General features: G+C 71.5%; 14 protein-coding genes. 6 read left to right on the top strand and 8 right to left on the bottom strand.

Translation table 11 applies throughout. From position 1 onward, the window contains the following. Positions 1-92 precede the first annotated feature (92 nt). A complete protein-coding gene (locus ACH41F_RS20620) occupies positions 93-2243 on the bottom strand; it encodes a SpoIIE family protein phosphatase (protein ID WP_398836854.1) in 2151 nt (716 codons plus the stop codon). 184 nt (positions 2244-2427) lie between these two features. Between ACH41F_RS20620 and aspS the strand changes: the two genes are divergently transcribed. Next, on the top strand, positions 2428-4191 hold the full coding sequence (aspS, locus tag ACH41F_RS20615; protein ID WP_391233322.1) for an aspartate--tRNA ligase: 1764 nt from the start codon (positions 2428-2430) through the stop codon (positions 4189-4191). Between the two features lie 213 nt (positions 4192-4404). Here the strand turns inward: aspS and ACH41F_RS20610 are convergent, their stop codons facing one another. Both ACH41F_RS20610 and ACH41F_RS20605 read right to left on the bottom strand, forming a co-directional pair. After that, complete coding sequence (locus ACH41F_RS20610) at positions 4405-4770, bottom strand: PH domain-containing protein (protein WP_391233320.1); 366 nt, start codon at positions 4768-4770, stop codon at positions 4405-4407. 85 nt (positions 4771-4855) lie between these two features. Continuing rightward, on the bottom strand, positions 4856-5320 hold the full coding sequence (locus tag ACH41F_RS20605; protein WP_391233318.1) for a hypothetical protein: 465 nt from the start codon (positions 5318-5320) through the stop codon (positions 4856-4858). Between the two features lie 146 nt (positions 5321-5466). Between ACH41F_RS20605 and ACH41F_RS20600 the strand changes: the two genes are divergently transcribed. Then, positions 5467-6819 (top strand): polysaccharide lyase family 1 protein, encoded by a 1353-nt coding sequence (locus tag ACH41F_RS20600; protein ID WP_391233317.1) that lies wholly within the window; start codon positions 5467-5469, stop codon positions 6817-6819. Between the two features lie 66 nt (positions 6820-6885). On the opposite strand, the gene metG is transcribed toward ACH41F_RS20600, so the two are convergent. Both metG and ACH41F_RS20590 read right to left on the bottom strand, forming a co-directional pair. Then, entirely contained in the window at positions 6886-8613 is a 1728-nt protein-coding gene (gene metG, locus ACH41F_RS20595; protein ID WP_391233315.1) for a methionine--tRNA ligase, read from the bottom strand. A 144-nt stretch (positions 8614-8757) separates the two neighbouring features. After that, positions 8758-10290 (bottom strand): VWA domain-containing protein, encoded by a 1533-nt coding sequence (locus tag ACH41F_RS20590; RefSeq protein WP_398836853.1) that lies wholly within the window; start codon positions 10288-10290, stop codon positions 8758-8760. A gap of 293 nt (positions 10291-10583) precedes the next feature. On the opposite strand from ACH41F_RS20590, the gene ACH41F_RS20585 reads away from it, so the two are divergent. Further along, positions 10584-12647 (top strand): alkaline phosphatase PhoX, encoded by a 2064-nt coding sequence (locus ACH41F_RS20585; protein ID WP_391233311.1) that lies wholly within the window; start codon positions 10584-10586, stop codon positions 12645-12647. Between the two features lie 7 nt (positions 12648-12654). Here the strand turns inward: ACH41F_RS20585 and ACH41F_RS20580 are convergent, their stop codons facing one another. Further along, positions 12655-13581, bottom strand: coding sequence for a LysR substrate-binding domain-containing protein (locus ACH41F_RS20580; RefSeq protein WP_391233308.1), 927 nt, complete (start codon positions 13579-13581; stop codon positions 12655-12657). Between the two features lie 168 nt (positions 13582-13749). On the opposite strand from ACH41F_RS20580, the gene snpA reads away from it, so the two are divergent. Then, positions 13750-14382 (top strand): snapalysin, encoded by a 633-nt coding sequence (gene snpA / locus ACH41F_RS20575; protein WP_391233306.1) that lies wholly within the window; start codon positions 13750-13752, stop codon positions 14380-14382. Between the two features lie 218 nt (positions 14383-14600). On the opposite strand, the gene ACH41F_RS20570 is transcribed toward snpA, so the two are convergent. Beyond that, positions 14601-15128 carry a hypothetical protein gene (locus ACH41F_RS20570; RefSeq protein WP_391233305.1) on the bottom strand — a complete coding sequence of 176 codons (528 nt, stop codon included), beginning with the start codon at positions 15126-15128 and terminating at the stop codon, positions 14601-14603. A 131-nt stretch (positions 15129-15259) separates the two neighbouring features. Here ACH41F_RS20570 and ACH41F_RS20565 point away from each other — a divergent pair, with 131 nt between their 5' ends. Beyond that, positions 15260-15805 carry an SH3 domain-containing protein gene (locus tag ACH41F_RS20565; protein WP_391233303.1) on the top strand — a complete coding sequence of 182 codons (546 nt, stop codon included), beginning with the start codon at positions 15260-15262 and terminating at the stop codon, positions 15803-15805. A 53-nt stretch (positions 15806-15858) separates the two neighbouring features. Here ACH41F_RS20565 and ACH41F_RS20560 read toward each other — a convergent pair whose 3' ends face one another. Further along, on the bottom strand, positions 15859-16296 hold the full coding sequence (locus tag ACH41F_RS20560; RefSeq protein ID WP_391233301.1) for a hypothetical protein: 438 nt from the start codon (positions 16294-16296) through the stop codon (positions 15859-15861). A 118-nt stretch (positions 16297-16414) separates the two neighbouring features. Here ACH41F_RS20560 and ACH41F_RS20555 point away from each other — a divergent pair, with 118 nt between their 5' ends. Beyond that, positions 16415-17638: a SpoIIE family protein phosphatase gene (locus ACH41F_RS20555; protein WP_391233299.1), complete on the top strand. Its 1224-nt coding sequence runs from the start codon at positions 16415-16417 to the stop codon at positions 17636-17638. Positions 17639-17676 lie beyond the last annotated feature (38 nt).

The following is a 17676-nucleotide window of genomic DNA, read 5'->3' as shown; positions in this document are numbered from 1 at the left end:
ATGCCGGGAGTGTGCTGCTGAAGCACACTCTCGGCCCTGGCGAGATCGACTGTGTCGGCGACATCCCGCAGAGCGGATCCGTCTCGCCGCTGTTACTCCGCCGCCGGTCTCGGGGGCTCGTAGAGTTCGAACCAGATGCTTTTGCCCTCGCCTCGGGGGTCGACGCCCCAGGTGTCGGCGAGTAGTTCGATGAGGACCAGGCCGCGGCCTGAGGAGGCCAGTTCGCCGGGGCGGCGTACGTGGGGGAGGTCGTCGCTGGTGTCGGTGACCTCGACGTGCAGGCGGCGTTCGCCCGGTTCGCCGCGGACCTCGGCGAGGAGCAGCGCGTCCGCGTCCGTGTGGACCAGGACGTTCGTCAGCATCTCGGACAGGAGCAGGACCGCCGAGTCGACCTGGTCCTCGGAGGTCCAGTCGTGCAGCAGCTCCCGCAGCTGCTGGCGGGCCACGGCGACCCGTTCCGACTGTGCCTGGGCGACCGACAGCATCGTGCGGCGGACCTGCGGCTGGACCGCGACGGTGTCGCCGCAGCCGCAGCCCTCGCCCTCGCGGCACAGCAGCAGGACGGCTATGTCGTCCTCTCGGCGGTCCGCCAGAGGGCCCGTGGTGTGGTGGGAGGAGGGGCCGTGGACGGCCTGGACCAGGGCGTCGGCGAGTTCCTCGAGGTCGCCGTCGTGCTCCTCCAGGATCGTGCGGACCCGCTGCCAGCCCGTCTCCAGGTCGTGGCCGCCGGTCTCGATCAGGCCGTCGGTGCAGACCATCATCGTCTCGCCGGGTTCGAGGGTGAGGCGGGTCGTGGGGTAGTCGGCGTCGGGGTCGATGCCGAGGGGGAGGCCGCCGTCCGTGCGGCGGACCATGACCGTGCCGTCCGCCATGCGGATCGCCGGGTCGGGGTGGCCGGCGCGGGCGATGTCCAGGCAGCCGGTGGCGGGGTCGACCTCGACGTAGAGGCAGGTCGCGAAGCGCAGGTCGGAGGGGTCTCCCTCGTCGCTCATGCCGTGCAGGAAGCGGGAGGCGCGGGAGAGTACCGCGTCGGGGCGGTGGCCCTCGGAGGCGTAGGCCCGCAGGGCTATCCGCAGCTGGCCCATCAGTCCCGCCGCCCGCACGTCATGGCCCTGGACGTCGCCTATGACCAGCGCGAACCTGCCCGCCCCGGACTTCGTCCGGGAGGTGCCCCCGGGCAGCGGGATCATGTCGTACCAGTCGCCGCCGACCTGGAGGCCGCCGCCGGTGGGGACATAGCGGGCGGCGACGCTCATGCCCGGGATCTCGGGGCCGAGCTTGGGGAGCATGGAGCGCTGGAGGCCGTCGGTCAGCTCGCGGGCCGACTCGGCGGCCTCGGCGCGGGACAGGGCCTGGGCGAGCATGCGGGCCACGGTCGTCAGGACGGAGCGTTCGTCCGGGGTGAAGGCGACCGGGTAGGCGAAGGCCGCCATCCAGGCGCCCATCGTGCGGCCCGCCACCGTGAGCGGCAGGAACGCCCAGGAGTGGCGGCCGAAGTGGGCGGCGAGGGGCCAGGTGACCGGGTAGCGCTCGCGGTAGTGCTCGGGGGTGGAGAGGTAGACCGCGCGGCCGGTGCGGACCACCTCGGCGGCCGGGTAGTCGGTGTCCAGGGCCATGTGCGAGAAGGGGCTCTCGTCGCCGGGCTGCTGGCCGTGGTGTCCGATGATCTTCAGCCGGTCGCCCTCCACGCCGAAGACCGCGAGACCGTCCGGTGAGAAACCGGGCATCGACAGGCCGGCCGCGACCCGCAGCACCTCCTCGGTGGAGCGGGCCTCGGCCAGGGCGCGCCCCGCGTCCAGCAGGAACGCCTCCCGGGAGCGCCGCCAGTCGCCGGTGATCGCGCTGCGGGCGGCCGGGGTGCCGGGGGACGGCTCGGTGACCTCCTGAAGGGTGCCGATCAGGACGAAGGCGCGGCGCTCGGTGTCGTAGGTGGGGTGGGAGCGGCTGCGGACGACGCGGATCACCTGGTTGTGCTCGTCCATGATCCGGATGCGGACCTCGGCGAGGGTGCCCTCGGCGACGGCGAGCTGGATGACGCCGGTGATCTCGTTCCAGTCGACGGCGTGCATGCGCGCGCGTGCCTGGGCCTCGGTGAGGGTGGTCGCCTCGGCGGGCAGTCCGAGCAGGCGCGCCGCCTCGGCGTCCACGGTGACCAGGCCGGTGGCGGTGTCCCAGTGCCACAGGCCGGTCGCGAGGGCGGCGAGGACGTCCCCCACGGCGGGCAGGGGCTCACCAGTGCGCATTGCCCCACTGTAGGGAGAGGTGATCGGGGGCTGCCACCGATGGCCGGGCCCGGGGACGGGGGATAAATGGTGGGGAGCCGATCTTGGGGCGGCCGGTACCCTTGGGAGGTCCGGGCACCATGGCCCGTTCCTGGCCGGGGAGTGACCCTCGGCACAGCCCAAGATGTAAGGACGATGAACGACGATGCATCGGTACAGGTCCCACACCTGCGGCGAGCTCCGCTCCTCTGACGTCGGTGCCGACGTCCGGCTGAGTGGCTGGCTGCACAATCGGCGCGACCTGGGCGGCATCCTCTTCATCGATCTGCGCGATCACTACGGCATCACGCAGCTCGTCGCCCGGCCGGGCACGCCCGCGTACGAGGCTCTGGACAAGGTCTCCAAGGAGTCGACCGTCCGGATCGACGGCCGCGTTGTTTCACGTGGAACCGAGAACGTGAACCCGGACCTGCCCACCGGTGAGGTCGAGGTCGAGGTCTCCGAGGTCGAGCTGCTCGGTGCCGCCGCCCCGCTCCCCTTCACGATCAACGCGGAGGACGGGGTCAACGAGGAGCGGCGCCTGGAGTACCGCTTCCTGGACCTGCGCCGCGAGCGCATGCACAAGAACATCATGCTGCGGTCGTCGGTGATCGCCTCGATCCGCTCGAAGATGGTCGCCCTCGGCTTCAACGAGATGGCCACCCCGATCCTGTCGGCGACCTCCCCCGAGGGCGCGCGTGACTTCGTGGTGCCTTCGCGTCTGAACCCGGGCAAGTTCTACGCCCTCCCCCAGGCGCCGCAGCAGTTCAAGCAGCTGCTGATGATCTCGGGCTTCGACCGCTACTTCCAGATCGCGCCCTGCTTCCGTGACGAGGACGCGCGCGCGGACCGTTCGCCGGGCGAGTTCTACCAGCTCGACGTCGAGATGAGCTTCGTCGAGCAGGAGGACGTCTTCCAGCCGATCGAGAAGCTCATGACCGAGCTGTTCGAGGAGTTCGGGGGCGGCCGTCCGGTGACGTCTCCGTTCCCGCGGATCCCGTTCCGCGAGGCGATGCTGAAGTACGGCTCCGACAAGCCGGACCTGCGCGCCCAGCTGGAGCTCGTCGACATCACCGACGTCTTCGAGGGCTCGGAGTTCAAGGCGTTCGCCGGCAAGCACGTGCGGGCCCTTGCGGTGCCGGACGTGTCGGCGCAGCCGCGGAAGTTCTTCGACCAGCTCGGGGACTTCGCGGTCTCGCAGGGCGCGAAGGGCCTGGCCTGGGTGCGGGTCGCCGAGGACGGTTCGCTCAGCGGCCCGATCGCGAAGTTCCTCACCGAGGAGAACGTCGCCGAGCTGACCAAGCGGCTGTCGCTGGCCGCCGGGCACGCGGTGTTCTTCGGCGCGGGTGAGTTCGACGAGGTCTCGAAGATCATGGGCGCGGTGCGGGTCGAGGCCGCCAAGCGTGCCGGGCACTTCGAGGAGAACGTCTTCCGGTTCTGCTGGATCGTCGACTTCCCGATGTACGAGAAGGACGAGGAGACCGGCGCGATCGACTTCTCGCACAACCCGTTCTCCATGCCGCAGGGCGGTCTGGAGGCGCTGGAGACCCAGGACCCGCTGGACATCCTGGGCTGGCAGTACGACATCGTCTGCAACGGCGTCGAGCTGTCCTCCGGCGCGATCCGGAACCACGAGCCGGAGATCATGCTGAAGGCCTTCGAGATCGCGGGCTACGACCGGGAGACCGTCGAGGAGAAGTTCGCGGGCATGCTGCGCGCCTTCCGCTTCGGCGCCCCGCCGCACGGTGGCATCGCCCCCGGCGTCGACCGCATCGTCATGCTGCTGGCCGACGAGCCCAACATCCGCGAGACCATCGCCTTCCCGCTCAACGGCAACGCCCAGGACCTGATGATGGGCGCGCCGACGGAGCTGGAGGAGGCCCGGCTGAGGGAGCTGCACCTGTCGGTGCGCAAGCCGCAGCCGAAGTAGGCGTCAGGCAGGTACGCCACGGGCGTGCAAGAAGGGCTCGGGACCGGCGTCGGTCCCGAGCCCTTCCGCTTGTGCGGTCCCGGCCGCCGCCCGACCCCGACGCGACGAACGAGGGCACCTCGCTGTAGCGGGGTCAGGTGCGGGGCGTCCGGGGCCGGTCGGGTGCCGGGCGCCCCGCCGTCGTACCGGCCGTGGCGGGCAGACGTCGTGGTGCTATCGGGCCACGTACTGGGTGAGGATCGCCTGGACCTCGTAGATGTCGACGCCCTTGGTGAAGGTCTTCTGGATCGGGACGGAGTTGCCCGAGACCCAGATCTTCAGCTCGGCGTCGAGGTCGAAGGTGCCGGCGGTCTCCACCGCGAAGTGCGTGATGCTGCGGTACGGGACGGAGTGGTACTCGACCTTCTTGCCGGTCAGACCCTGCTTGTCGATCAGGATCAGCCGACGGTCGGTGAACATGATGACGTCGCGCACCAGCTGGTACGCGGCCTGCACACCCTCACCGGCGCCCAGCAGCCTGGAGAAGTCCGAGGCGGCCTGGGCCGGATCGATGGTGTGCGCGTTGCCGAAAAGTGCCATGGATGAAACCCCCCACTAGTGATCTTCGGCATGTATAGCGTCTGGTGGGGGCGTGTGCCTAGATCAGTCGCGCAACCGGTACGGATCAGATGTCGTAACTGCCGTCCCAGGGCGGCCCGAAGCCCAGGTTGTCCGGGTACAGCTCGGCCCAGGGCTCGCCTCCGTCCTCTCCGGTCACCAACCCGAACAGGACTCCGTCGACGGTCAGTTGGAAGGGCCGTACGGCGATGTCGGTGTAGGTGCGGCGCGGCAGACTGCGCAGCAGCGTGGCGAGACGCGCCCGCGCCCGCCCCAGCACCGAACCGTCCCGCTGCTGTTCGGCCCAGGTGCCGGCGCACCAGATGTCGGAGTCGCGGTAAGTGCCCTCCGGGCCGAAGGTGTGCAGCACCGCGTAGAGCCGCTTGTGCTCCTCCCAACCGCTGTCCAGCTGGAACCCCTTGGGGAAGGCGTAGGTGACCGACCCCAGGAACTGCCCGTCCGCGTACTGCCCGATGGCTTCGGTACGGCCGTGCGGCTCGTAGGCGATCGGGATGATCCCAGGTACTGCCATGGCGCAAACCATACGTACGTTCTCTGGCAAGTTCCGTCCCCCGTCCACGGGTTGATCACCGATCGGTCGAAATTTTTACGGCAACCTTTTGGATCTCCACGGCCACCTACGAGGTGGAACCACCCCCACGTACGTAAGGACACCCCGTGGCTGCTCCCGCTCACCGCCGGTCCCTCCGCAAGCGCCGTGCCCTCGTCGTCTCCGCCGCCGTGGTCGCGGCCGGGGCCGGCGCGGGCGTGCTCGTGCTGAACGCCAACGCCGGGACCGTCGACCTGTACCACGAGACCCTCGCCGCGAAGGACGGCTGGGCCTCCTCGGGCACGGGCACGACCGGCGGTACGAAGGCCGACGCCGGGCACACCTTCACGGTCACCACCCGCGCCCAGCTGGTGAAGGCGCTGGGCTCGGCGTCCGACACAACCCCGCGGATCATCAAGGTCAAGGGCACGATCGACGCCAACACCGACGACGCGGGCAAGAAGCTGACCTGCGCGGACTACGCGTCGGGCACGGGCTACTCGCTCGCCTCGTACCTGAAGGCCTACGACCCCGCCACCTACGGCCGCTCCAAGCTCCCCTCCGGCACCCAGGAGACCGCCCGCGCCGCCGCCCAGACCAAGCAGGCGAAGACCATCGTCTTCAAGGTCCCCGCGAACACGACGATCGTCGGCGTCCCGGGCACGAAGGCCGGCATCAACGGCGGCATGCTCCAGATCCAGAACGTGGACAACGTCATCGTCCGCAACCTCACCTTCGCCGCCACCGAGGACTGCTTCCCGCAGTGGGACCCGACCGACGGCGACGACGGCAACTGGAACTCCAACTACGACTCGGTGACCCTGCGCGGCGCCACCCACGTCTGGGCGGACCACAACACCTTCACCGACGCGCCGCACTTCGACGCGGCGAACCCGAAGTACTTCGGCCGCGAGTACCAGATCCACGACGGCGCCCTGGACGTGACGAAGAGCTCGGACCTGGTGACGATCTCCCGCAACCAGTTCACCAACCACGACAAGACGACCCTGATCGGCAGCAGTGACAGCGAGCCGGCCGGCAAGCTGCGCGTCTCGATCCACCACAACGTCTACCAGGGCATCATCCAGCGCGCCCCGCTCTCCCGCGTCGGCCAGATCCACATCTACAACAACTTCTACGACGTGAGCCCGCTCAACGGCTACGCCGTGCAGTACAGCATCAACTCCCGCGCCAAGGCCCAGGTCGTGGCGGAGAACAACTACTGGAAGGTCCCGTCGAGCGTGAAGGTCGCCAAGCTCCTCAGCGGCGACGGCACGGGCTCGGTCAAGGGCAGCGGCAACCAGGTGAACGGCACGGTCACCGACCTGGTCGCCGCCTACAACGCCGCCTCCTCCAAGGACCTGAAGACCACGGTCAACTGGACCCCCACCCTGACGACGGGCCTGGAGACCTCGGCCTCGGCGGTGAAGAACCTGCCGACGTCCCTGGGGACGACGACGGGGGCGGGCGTCCTGAAGTAGGGGCCGTACGCGGCGAGGGGCCCGGGACGTGGTGTCCCGGGCCCCTCGTGCCGTTCGCGGATGCCTTTACGCGGCCGGCTCGCCGCCGAAGCGCTCCTTGTACGTCTCCAGGTCCTCGTCCGTGAGCTTGGCGAAGAGGACCGGGGGGACGGTGAAGGGGGTGCCGGCCGGGACCGCGTTGAGGGACCTCGCCTCGTCCGCGCTCACCCAGGTCGCCGTGTCGTCGGCCAGGGCGAAGGCCTGGCGCATGGCCGCCGAGGTCGCCGGGATGAACGGCTCGGACACCACCGAGTACAGGTGGATCAGGTTCATCGCCGTGCGCAGCGTGAGCGCGGCGCCCTCCTGGTTGGTCTTGATCTCCAGCCAGGGGGCCTTCTCCTCCAGGTAGGAGTTGCCGGCCGACCACAGGGCGCGCAGCGCCGCCGCGGCCTTGCGGAACTGCAGGGCCTCCATCTGCGCCTCGTACTCCGCCAGCAGCTCGGCGATCTGCCCGCCCAGCCTCGCCTCCGCCTCGCCCGGCTCGCCGCCCGCCGGGACCTCCTCACCGAAGCGCTTCCTGGAGAAGGACAGGACGCGGTTGACGAAGTTGCCGAGGGTGTCGGCCAGGTCCTTGTTCACCGTGGCGGTGAAGTGCTCCCAGGTGAAGGAGGAGTCGTCGGACTCGGGCGCGTTGGCGATCAGGAAGTAGCGCCAGTAGTCGGCCGGGAGGATGTCCAGGGCCTGATCCGTGAAGACGCCCCGCTTCTGCGAGGTGGAGAACTTCCCGCCGTAGTACGTCAGCCAGTTGAAGGCCTTGACGTAGTCGACCTTCTTCCACGGCTCCCGCACGCCCAGCTCGGTGGCCGGGAACATCACCGTGTGGAAGGGGACGTTGTCCTTCGCCATGAACTCGGTGTAGCGGACCGGGTTCTCACCGGAGTCGGCCTCGTACCACCACGACTTCCAGTCGCGCGTCGACGGGTCGAGGTCCGACCACTCCTTCGTCGCGCCGATGTACTCGATCGGGGCGTCGAACCAGACGTAGAACACCTTGCCCTCGGCGGCCAGCTCCGGCCAGGTGTCCGCGGGCACCGGCACGCCCCAGTCCAGGTCGCGGGTGATCGCGCGGTCGTGCAGGCCCTCGGTCAGCCACTTGCGGGCGATGGAGGAGGCGAGCTGCGGCCACTCCGCCTCATGGGCCGCCACCCACGCCTCGACCTCGTGCTGGAGCTTGGACTGGAGGAGGAAGAGGTGCTTGGTCTCCCGCACCTCCAGGTCCGTGCTGCCCGAGATCGCCGAGCGCGGGTCGATCAGGTCGGTGGGGTCGAGCACCCGGGTGCAGTTCTCGCACTGGTCGCCACGGGCCTTGTCGTAGCCGCAGTGCGGGCAGGTGCCCTCGACATAGCGGTCCGGGAGGAAGCGGCCGTCGGTGGGGGAGTACACCTGGCGGATCGCCCGCTCCTCGATGAAGCCGTTCTCGTTCAGCTTCCGGGCGAAGTGCTGGGTGATCTCGACGTTCTGCTCGGAGGAGCTGCGGCCGAAGTAGTCGAAGGCCAGCGCGAAGCCGTCGTAGACCGCCTTCTGCGCGTCGTGCGCCTGCGCGCAGAACTCGGCGACGGACAGACCCGCCTCCTTCGCGGCCAGCTCGGCGGGGGTGCCGTGCTCGTCGGTCGCGCAGATGTACAGGACGTCGTGGCCGCGCTGGCGGAGGTACCGGGAGTACACGTCCGCCGGGAGCATGGACCCCACCATGTTGCCCAGGTGCTTGATCCCGTTGATGTAGGGAAGGGCGCTGGTGATGAGGTGTCGAGCCATCGGGGGCTGCTCCCAGGTCGGATTTCGTGATGCTTTACGAACCAAGAAATCGTAGCCGACACGGGTGGGCCGCCCGCTTTCCGTTTTGAGGGGTGGAAAGCGGGCGGCCGGGTCGTCTTCTGAGGGGGTGGCGTTCTTCGGGGGTTACGGACGCCAGGTGGCCAGGATGCCCTCGTAGACCTCGGCGTCCGTCAGCTCGCGGGGGGTCTCGCCTGCCAGGAAGTGGGAGGTGTTGGCCTGCTTGAGCTTGCGGAGGTAGTCGAAGGCCTTGTTCTCCGGGTCGCCGAAGGCCACGAAGGAGAAGAACACCGAGGGGTGGTTCTCCGCGGCGTCCGCGAGGGCCTGGTTCGCCGGGGTCTTGGTGTCCGGGGCGCCGTCGGTCTGGAAGACGACCAGGGCGGGGGTGCCGGGCGCCGCCGCCTTGCCGTGGTGGGCGAGGACCTCCTCGACGGCCACGTGGTAGCTGGTACGGCCCATCCGGCCGAGGCCGGCGTGCAGCTCGTCGATCTTGTTCTCGTGGTCGGTGAGGGTGAGCTCGCCGGTGCCGTCCACCTCCGTGGAGAAGAAGGTGACGTGGACCTTCGGGTCCTCCGGGTCCAGGTGGGCGGCGAGGGCGAGGGTCTGCTCGGCGAGGGCCTGGGCGGAGCCGTCCTTGTAGTACGGGCGCATGCTCGCGGAGCGGTCGAGGACGAGGTAGACCTTGGCGCGGGTGCCCTGGAGGTCCCTGGCGCGGAGGGTGGTGGCGGCGGCGTCGTACGCGGTACGGAGGCCCTGCGGGAGCGGGGCGGGTGCCGGCTCGGCCTCGGCTTCGCCGTCGGCCTCGGGGGTGTTCCCACCCGCACCGCCCGTGCGGGTCTCGTCGTCGGCTGCGGGTGGCCCCTGTGGGGCGTCCTCGCCGTCGGCGGCCGCGGCGACCCGTTCGGGGGTGGGCTCGGGGGTCGTCTCGGCGGCGGGCTCGGCGGCCTCGGGCTCGGCAGAGACCGGCTCCGGCTCTGCCTTCTCGGCCGGTGTCGCGTCGGCCTCGGTCTCCGCGACCGGCTCCCGCTCCGGCTCCGCAGCGGCGACGGCCTCCTCCGGCGTGGCCTCCTCCGGCGTGGCCTCCTCGGCGGCGGCCTCGGTGCCCGGCTCCTCAGCGGCGGCCTCCGCCGTTTCCTCCGCCGGCGTGGACTCCTCGGCCTTGGCGGGCTCCGGGTCCTTCGCGGGCTCCGGGGCCTCACCGGGCTCCGGGTCCTCCGCGGCCACCGGCGTGGGCTCCTCGGCGGGGGCCTGGGCCACCGGCGTGGGCTCCTCGGCGGGGGCCTGGGCCACCGGCGTAGGGGCCTCGGGCTCCTCCACCGCCGGCTCCGGTGCAGCCGTCTCCTCTGCCGCGGCCCGCTTCTCCGTGTCCGCCGGATCGGCCGGTTCTGGTGTGTTCGGTTGGTTTTCCGTCGACGTGGTCGGCTTCGGGACCGTGACGTTGTCGAAGGCCGCGGCGACCAGGTCGTGCAGGTCCTCCTCGTCCTTGGTCGACGGGCGCGGTTCCGGGACCTGGGCGGATGCCGGGGACGGTGTCGCGGGCTCCGGCTCGGAGGACGGGGAGGGCACCGTCGGCTGCGTCTCCTCCGCACCCTCTGCCTCGGCGGTACGCCCCTTGCGTGAGCGGCCGAACGCGTTCCGCAGGAGAGTGAGAATGCCCATGTGCGCAACCCTTCGCATGAGTTGATGCCCGTCAATCCCTGGCCAGGACGGACACGTAAGGTTAGCGGCCCCGGCGGGTGATCTTGGCAGGGGCGGACACAGGACCCTGTCTCCGTCAAGTACGCCAACCAGCCATCGACCGGTCACCGCGCCCCTTCCGCCCCGCAACTCCCGTACCGCTACCTCGGATTCACTCGCGGTTCACCGAGAGTCCCCGCTCCCGCACCGACGTGCTCCTACCGTCCGTGGCGGGGGTTCAAGGGGATTCCATGGGGAAGCAAGGGGAACACAAAATGCGCACACCGCTGCCGCTGATCGGCACGCCGTCGTCCGGCTCCCACCCGGGCGGCCGCTCCGCCCTGACCTGTCTGTACCGCTGCGGCAACGCCTGCTTCCACGAGGCGCCCAACACCAGCGCCAACGCGTACGTGGGTGACGTGATCGCCGGTGCGGTCAGCCGCCGCTCCGTGATGCGGGCCGCCGCCGCGGTGACCGTGGTCGCCGCCGCCGGTACGGGCGTCGTCGCCGGCGCCCCCGAGGCGCAGGCCGCCACCGCCGCCCCGTACCGGAAGCCCGGCGGCAGGGCCGCCCGCGGTCTGCGCTTCACTCCCGTCGCCCCCAACACCGCCGACCAGGTCACCGTGCCGGACGGCTACGCGCAGAACGTGGTCGTCCGCTGGGGCGAGCCCATCCTGCGCGGCGCGCCCGCCTTCGATCCGGAGAACCAGACGGCCGCCGCACAGGCCGGACAGTTCGGGTACAACAACGACTTCCTGACCCTGCTCCCGCTCGGCCCCGGCAAGCAGCTCCTCGTGGCGAACCACGAGTACACCGACGAGGTGCTGATGTTCCGCGGCTACGACGCCGCCAACCCGACCCGTGAGCAGGTCGAGATCGCCTGGGCCGCGCACGGCCTGTCCGCCGTCGTCGTGGCGGAGGACCGCAGGAGCGGCAAGCTCACCGCCGTACCGCGCCACCCCCTCAACCGCCGCATCACCGCCACCACCGAGTTCCGGCTGACCGGCCCCGCGGCCGGCTCGGACCTGCTGAAGACCTCCGCCGACCCGACCGGCACCAAGGTCCTCGGCACGCTCAACAACTGCTCCGGCGGTACGACCCCGTGGGGCACGAGCCTGCACGGCGAGGAGAACTTCAACCAGTACTTCGCCAACGCCGGCCGCGCCACGGACAAGCGGTACGGCATCGGGACGGGCGCGAGCGAGCGCAAGTGGGAGCGTTTCGACAAGCGGTTCGACGTCGCCCAGGAGCCCAACGAGGTGCACCGCTTCGGGTACGTCGTCGAGTTCGACCCGTACGACCCGACCTCCACGCCCCGCAAGCACACCGCGATCGGCCGCTTCAAGCACGAGGGCGCCACCATCCGGCTCACCGACGACGGCCGGCCGGTGGTGTACTCCGGTGACGACGAGCGCTTCGACTACTTCTACAAGTTCGTCAGCAGCAAGCGGATGCGGAGGGGGACCAGCCGGGCCGTCCGTGAGCACAATCTCTCGCTCCTCGACGAGGGCACGCTGTACGTCGCCAAGCTCACCGGCGACTCCCCCGCCATCGAGATCGACGGCACCGGCAAGCTGCCCGCCGACGGCGAGTTCGACGGCAGTGGGGAATGGATACCGCTCGCCACCGCCACCGCGAAGGGGGCCGTGTCGCACGTCGACGGGATGACCGCCGACGAGGTCTTCGTCTTCACCCGGCTCGCCGGTGACAAGGTCGGCGCGACCAAGATGGACCGGCCCGAGGACATCGAGCCCAACCCGCACACCGGCAAGGTCTACGTCGCCCTCACCAACAACACCAACCGCGGTGTGGGGTCGAACGCCCCGGCCGACGAGGCCAACCCGCGCAACGCCAACAAGCACGGCCAGATCCTGGAGCTGACCGAGCGCTGGAACCGCGCCGACAGCACCCGCTTCGCCTGGACCCTGTTCCTCGTCGCCGGTGACCCGGACGACCCGGCCACCTACTTCGCCGGGTTCCCCAAGGACCGGGTCAGCCCGATCTCCTGCCCGGACAACGTGGCCTTCGACCCCCACGGCAACCTGTGGATCTCCACCGACGGCGCCCAGCTCGGTTATCACGACGGCCTGTTCGGGGTGGCCACCAAGGGCGAGCGGCGCGGTGAGCTGAAGCAGTTCCTCACCATGCCGGTCGGCGCCGAGACCTGCGGCCCGATCGTCCAGGACCGCCGGGTCCTGGTCTCGGTGCAGCACCCGGGCGAGATCAGCGGCGCCACGGTCGAGAAGCCCGCGAGTGTGTGGCCCGACGGTCCGGGCAGGATCGTCCGTCCGGCCGTGGTCGCCGTGTGGCGCAAGGACGGCGCGGACATCGGCGTCTGAGCCCTGGCTAGGTGGCGGCCGGGACGGCGTGTTCCAGCCACTCCCGGTACGCCGGGGCCTGGCGCGCCGCCTCCCAGTACGCCTCCTCCAGCGCGGGGCGGACCCCGTCCAGGTCCGTCTCCGTGCGGGCCGCGAGCAGCAGCCGTACGCCGAGCGGGTCGCCCCGCAGCCGGCGTACGGCCATCTCGGGGCGGGGCGGGGACGACGGCTGGCAGACGGTGACGACCTCGCCGGTGGCGACGAGGGCGGCGGCGGTGTGGTAATCGCCGTGCAGGACCCGGGGGTTGACCCCGGCGGCGCGGAACATCCGCTGCACGGCGTCCCATTCGCCGTCCACGGTGGGGTCGATCATCCACCGGTCCCCGGCCAGGTCGGCGAGGTCCACGACGGGTTTCGCGGTGGCCGGGTGGTCGGCGGCCAGGGACACGAACTGCGGTTCGCGCTCGACGAGTACGCGCAGTCGCAGCCCCTCCGGGATGCGCAGCCGGGTGCCCTCCACCTCGTGCACGAAGGCCACGTCGAGCTGCCCGTCGGCGACCATGCGCAGCAGGGCGTTGGGGGAGACGTCCATGTGCAGGGTGGGCTCCTGGCCGCGCGCCCGGAGCCTGCGCAGCCAGCCCGCCAGTGCCCGGCTCGCGGTGGACCCGACGCGCAGTTGCGGCCCGCCCGCGGCGGTGGCCCGCGCCTCCGCGACCAGGGTGCGCATCTCGGCCACCAGCGGCCGGGCCCGGCTCAGCACCAGCCGCCCGAGCGGCGTCGGCCGGCACCCGGTCCGCTCGCGCCGGAACAGCGCCCCGCCCAGCTCCTGTTCGATACGCCGGAGCTGGGTGCTCAACGAGGGCTGGGCAACGCCCAGTTGCCGTGCCGCCTGATGCAGGCTGCCGGTGTCGGCTATGGCGCACAGCGCGCGAAGGTGCCTCACCTCGAGCTCCATGCCCTGGGAGACTAAAGCGGGCCCACAGCTTGCACCAGACGCATGATTCACCGCTGAAGCAACGAATCGGACGTGATAGCCCGGCCCTATCCCCGATTGCCATCATCACAGCGGCCGCACCGCCACCCACACTCACATCGACGACTCACCCCCACCAAGGAGTCATCGATGCGCAAGCCCCTCCTCTCCGCGGCCCTGGGCCTCACTCTCGCAACGCTCTCTCTGGTACCGGCGGTTCCCGCGTCGGCGGCCACCGTCGGATACACCTCGACCCGGGTGACGGACGCCGACGAGGCGTTCTTCCGGGCGGTGCTTCAGTCCGTGGCCGAGAAGCGCGCCGCGAACCCGGGCAGCACGGCGGCCGTGACGGTCGTCTACGACGCCTCCCGGGCGCCGACCTTCGCCTCGCAGATAGCCGCCAGCACCCAGATATGGAACAGCGCGGTCTCGAACGTCAAACTCCAGTCCGGCTCCGCGTCCTTCGCCGACTTCTCCTACCGCGAGGGCAACGACCCCAGAGGCTCCTTCGCCGCCACGGACGGCCACGGCAGCGGCTACATCTTCCTGGACTACCGCCAGAACCAGCAGTACAACTCCACCCGCGTCACCGCCCACGAGACCGGTCACGTCCTCGGCCTGCCGGACCACTACTCCGGCCCGTGCAGCGAGCTGATGTCCGGCGGCGGCCCCGGCACCTCCTGCACCAACGCCCGGCCGAACGCCACGGAACGCGCCCGGGTGAACCAGCTCTGGGCCAACGGCCTGGCCGCCGCGATGCGCAAGGCCCGACTCCACGCCTGATCCCACCCCCCACCGGTGGGGGCGGCCCCCCGCCCCCCCGCGGGGCCCCCCCCGGGGGCCCCCCCCCCCCCCCCCCCCGGCCCCCCCCCCCCCCCCCGGCGGGGGGGGCCCCCCCCCCCCCCCGGGGCCCCCCCACCTCTGTGCGCACCCCGCGCCGATCGCCCGGGCCGCCGCCACCTCCTGGCGCAGGGGCTGCCCCTCGCCCCGGCCCTACGACGTCAGACCTCGGCCCGGGTCGGTCGGACCGCCGGGTCCGCGAGGGGGTCCGGGACTGCGGGCGCGGGGCGGCGTCGGGCGGTGAGCCAGGTGGTGGCGGCCGCGGCGAGACCGAGGGCGATGAGGAGCCAGGAGACCGTGCGCAGGGTCGTGGTGAGCGCGTCGTAGATGGCGCCGGCGGCCGGGCGGTGGGCCGCGTGCAGGTCGGACAGGGTCAGCCGGCGGCCGAGCGCCACCGCGAGGCCCAGGAAGGCGCCGCCCAGCGCGGTGCCCAGGGAGGTCGCCGTGACCGCGCGGCGGCGGCAGGCGGCGACCGCGATGCCGGTCGCGGCCAGGACCAGCGCGGTGACGGGCAGCCAGAAACCGGCGACCTCGAAGGGGAGGTAGGGGTCGGCGAGTTGGTGCCGGAGCCGGGGCAGCCGCACGTTCCTGCCGTAGGTCGCCCAGGCCGCCAGCACCCCGAACGGCACGAGCAGACAGGCCACGGCGATCAGGACGGCTGACAGGGCGTTGCGGAGGGGTGGGCGCACACTTCCAGGCAAGGGCCTGGGGCGGGCGCCCGCGACCTGGCGGACCCGGTCGTTCCGCTCTCCGGTGGAGGGTTCACCCGAACGGGTGTTTCCTGGTTCTGGGGAGGTTCTGGGGAGAAGGAGGCCGATCCATGCGCACCACTCCGGCCCTGCGGACCCTGGCCGCGGCCCTGCTCACCGGCGGCACGCTGTTCGCCGCCACCGCGGGCACCCCGGCCGCGGCCGCCCCGCCGACCTATGCCGACGGCCATGGCGGCCGCGGATCCGGCGGTCCGATCTGGGGCACCATCGTCTCCGGCGTCGCCCTCAACGTGAGAGCCGCGCCCACCGTCCACTCGCCCTCCGTCGACAAGCTCTCACCCGGGAGCCAGGACCGCGTGGAGTGCGCGGTCCGCGGGCAGCGGGTCAACGGCGACCCGTACTGGTACTGGCTCGTCGGGGCCCAGGGCTGGGTCAGCGCCGCCTTCGTCGACACCGGCGGGCGCGGGGTGCCCCACTGCGCCGATCCGTGCCCGCAGTGGAAGGACGGCTCCTGGACCAACTGGGACGACCCGTACGAGAACTCCGCGTGGAGCACGTCGGGGTCCGGTACCTGGAGCGCCTCCGGCTCATGGAGCTGGAGCGCCACCGGGTCCTCGACGGACGACGCCTGGGACTGGGTCCCGGGCGGTGGGTGAGTCAGGGAGAACGAAGGGGCCCGGCAGCCACTGCCGGGCCCCTTCGTGTGCGCTCACCTGGGCAGCGGGTTTCCCTCGCCGTCCTCGTGCGTGTAGTAGCGGTAGAAGAACACCGCGAAGACGCCCGCGGTGACCGCCAGCGCCAGGGCCGTGGACCGGAGCACGCTCTGACCGCTCTGGCTGTACAGGAAGCCGACCGCGGCGCCCGCGAACGCGGACTTCGTCAGCGAGTGCAGTTCCCGCTTGAGCAGCGGCGCGAACGTCGCCACGGCGAGGCACAGCACGATGAACGCGAGCGCGGTGACGAAGCCGAACAGGATGTTCCAGCCGGTGATCTCGCCGCCGCCGCGCCGGTTGGCCGCGGCCCAGTAGCCGTAGACCAGGCCGAGGGCGACGGGGATGCCGTACCGCGCCGCCTTGTGGACCCGCCCGCTGAAGACGTCGGGTGCGCCGCGGGTCATTCCGCCGGGCCTGGGTGCCGCATGAGCCATGAGAGCACTCCTCTCTCCTCGCCCCCGGATTCCAGGGCACACCTGCGCGGGGCCCCTGGCAAGTCGGCGGCCCGGCGCCCGGATGGCGGCCCCCGGGAGCGCGTGTTTCGCTGGGCCCATGAGGCGGGTGGACGGCGACCGGGAGGTGCTCCACCGGCACCAGCTGTTGCGGGTCCGCGGCCGCAGTGTCGCCTGGCTGCCGCCGCTGCTGATGCTCGTCGGCATCACGGTGACGGACTTCCACACGGCCGGCGAGTTCCAGATGATCACCTGGGTCGTGCTGGTGCCGGGCATCGCCGCCGCGATCTGCGGGGTGCGGGGCACGGCGGTGTTCGCCGTGCTGGCGCTGGTGACCTACCTCCTCGCCGACACCTCCTACCCCGACCAGTACCAGAGCGGTCTGCCGGACTTCATCCTCGTCGGCATCGGCGGGATCCTCGCCGTCCTGGCCTGCGCGGTCCGGGTGCGCGGCGAGCGGCGGCTGCTGCACATACGGGACATCGCCGACACCATCCGCCGTACCGTGCTGCGCCCGCTGCCGCCGGACTGGGGCGGCCTGGAGCACGCGGCGGTCTACCTCGCCTCCGACGTCGAGGCCCGGGTCGGCGGGGACTTCTACGACGTCCAGCAGAGCCCGCACGGCACCCGTGTCCTGGTCGGTGACGTCCAGGGCAAGGGGCTCGGCGCGGTGGAGGCGGCGGCCGCGCTGCTGGGCACGTTCCGTGAGGCGGCGTACCACGAGCCCGTCCTCGCCACGGTCGCCGACCGGCTGGAGACCCGGATGAACCGGCACCGGCTGCACATCAAGGCCCTCGGCCGCGGGGACGTGGAGCGGTTCGCCACCGCCGTGCTCCTCGGCTTCCCCGACGACGACCCCGGCGCGGTGGACATGATCGTCTTCGGCCACGAGCCGCCGCTGGCGGTCGGCCCCGGGGGCGTACGGCCGCTGCCGCCCGGCCAGGCGCCGGGCCAGGCGCTCGGCCAGACGCTCGGGCAGGCGCTCCCGCTCGGCCTTCGCGAGCTGGCCGGGGACGGCCCGCCCCGGGCGCTGCGGGTGCCGCTGGCCCCCGGCGAGACCCTGCTGCTGACCACGGACGGGGTGACCGAGGCCCGGGACGCCGAGGGGTGCTTCTATCCGCTCACCGCCGAGGTCGCCGCCGCCGTCGCCGCCGACGCGCGCAATGCCGAGCCGCACCGCCTGGTCGCCGTCGTCCGCGACGGCACGCTGCGGCACTGCGGGGGCCGACTGGCCGACGACACCACGGTGTTCGCGGTACGACGACCGTACGAGAGGCCGGAGGGGCGGGAGGGACCTGAAGGAAAGGGACGTTCCTCGTCCTGAGGTCCACCTTCGCGGCCGCAGCGGTTACGGTGCTGCCG

It is taken from the genome of Streptomyces sp. NPDC020489, assembly GCF_044386545.1.
Taxonomy (GTDB): Bacteria; Actinomycetota; Actinomycetes; order Streptomycetales; family Streptomycetaceae; genus Streptomyces.
Note: the sequence above shows the minus strand (reverse complement) of the source record. Positions and strands in the feature narration are given on the sequence as shown.

Excerpts from the sequence above, each read along its gene's own strand:
- ACH41F_RS20620 (WP_398836854.1), bottom strand. The coding sequence starts at position 2,243 with ATGCGCACTGGTGAGCCCCTGCCCGCCGTGGGGGACGTCCTCGCCGCC.
- aspS (WP_391233322.1), top strand. The coding sequence starts at position 2,428 with ATGCATCGGTACAGGTCCCACACCTGCGGCGAGCTCCGCTCCTCTGAC.
- ACH41F_RS20610 (WP_391233320.1), bottom strand. The coding sequence starts at position 4,770 with ATGGCACTTTTCGGCAACGCGCACACCATCGATCCGGCCCAGGCCGCC.
- ACH41F_RS20605 (WP_391233318.1), bottom strand. The coding sequence starts at position 5,320 with ATGGCAGTACCTGGGATCATCCCGATCGCCTACGAGCCGCACGGCCGT.
- metG (WP_391233315.1), bottom strand. The coding sequence starts at position 8,613 with ATGGCTCGACACCTCATCACCAGCGCCCTTCCCTACATCAACGGGATC.
- ACH41F_RS20590 (WP_398836853.1), bottom strand. The coding sequence starts at position 10,290 with ATGGGCATTCTCACTCTCCTGCGGAACGCGTTCGGCCGCTCACGCAAG.
- ACH41F_RS20585 (WP_391233311.1), top strand. The coding sequence starts at position 10,584 with ATGCGCACACCGCTGCCGCTGATCGGCACGCCGTCGTCCGGCTCCCAC.
- ACH41F_RS20580 (WP_391233308.1), bottom strand. The coding sequence starts at position 13,581 with ATGGAGCTCGAGGTGAGGCACCTTCGCGCGCTGTGCGCCATAGCCGAC.
- snpA (WP_391233306.1), top strand. The coding sequence starts at position 13,750 with ATGCGCAAGCCCCTCCTCTCCGCGGCCCTGGGCCTCACTCTCGCAACG.
- ACH41F_RS20565 (WP_391233303.1), top strand. The coding sequence starts at position 15,260 with ATGCGCACCACTCCGGCCCTGCGGACCCTGGCCGCGGCCCTGCTCACC.
- ACH41F_RS20560 (WP_391233301.1), bottom strand. The coding sequence starts at position 16,296 with ATGGCTCATGCGGCACCCAGGCCCGGCGGAATGACCCGCGGCGCACCC.
- ACH41F_RS20555 (WP_391233299.1), top strand. The coding sequence starts at position 16,415 with ATGAGGCGGGTGGACGGCGACCGGGAGGTGCTCCACCGGCACCAGCTG.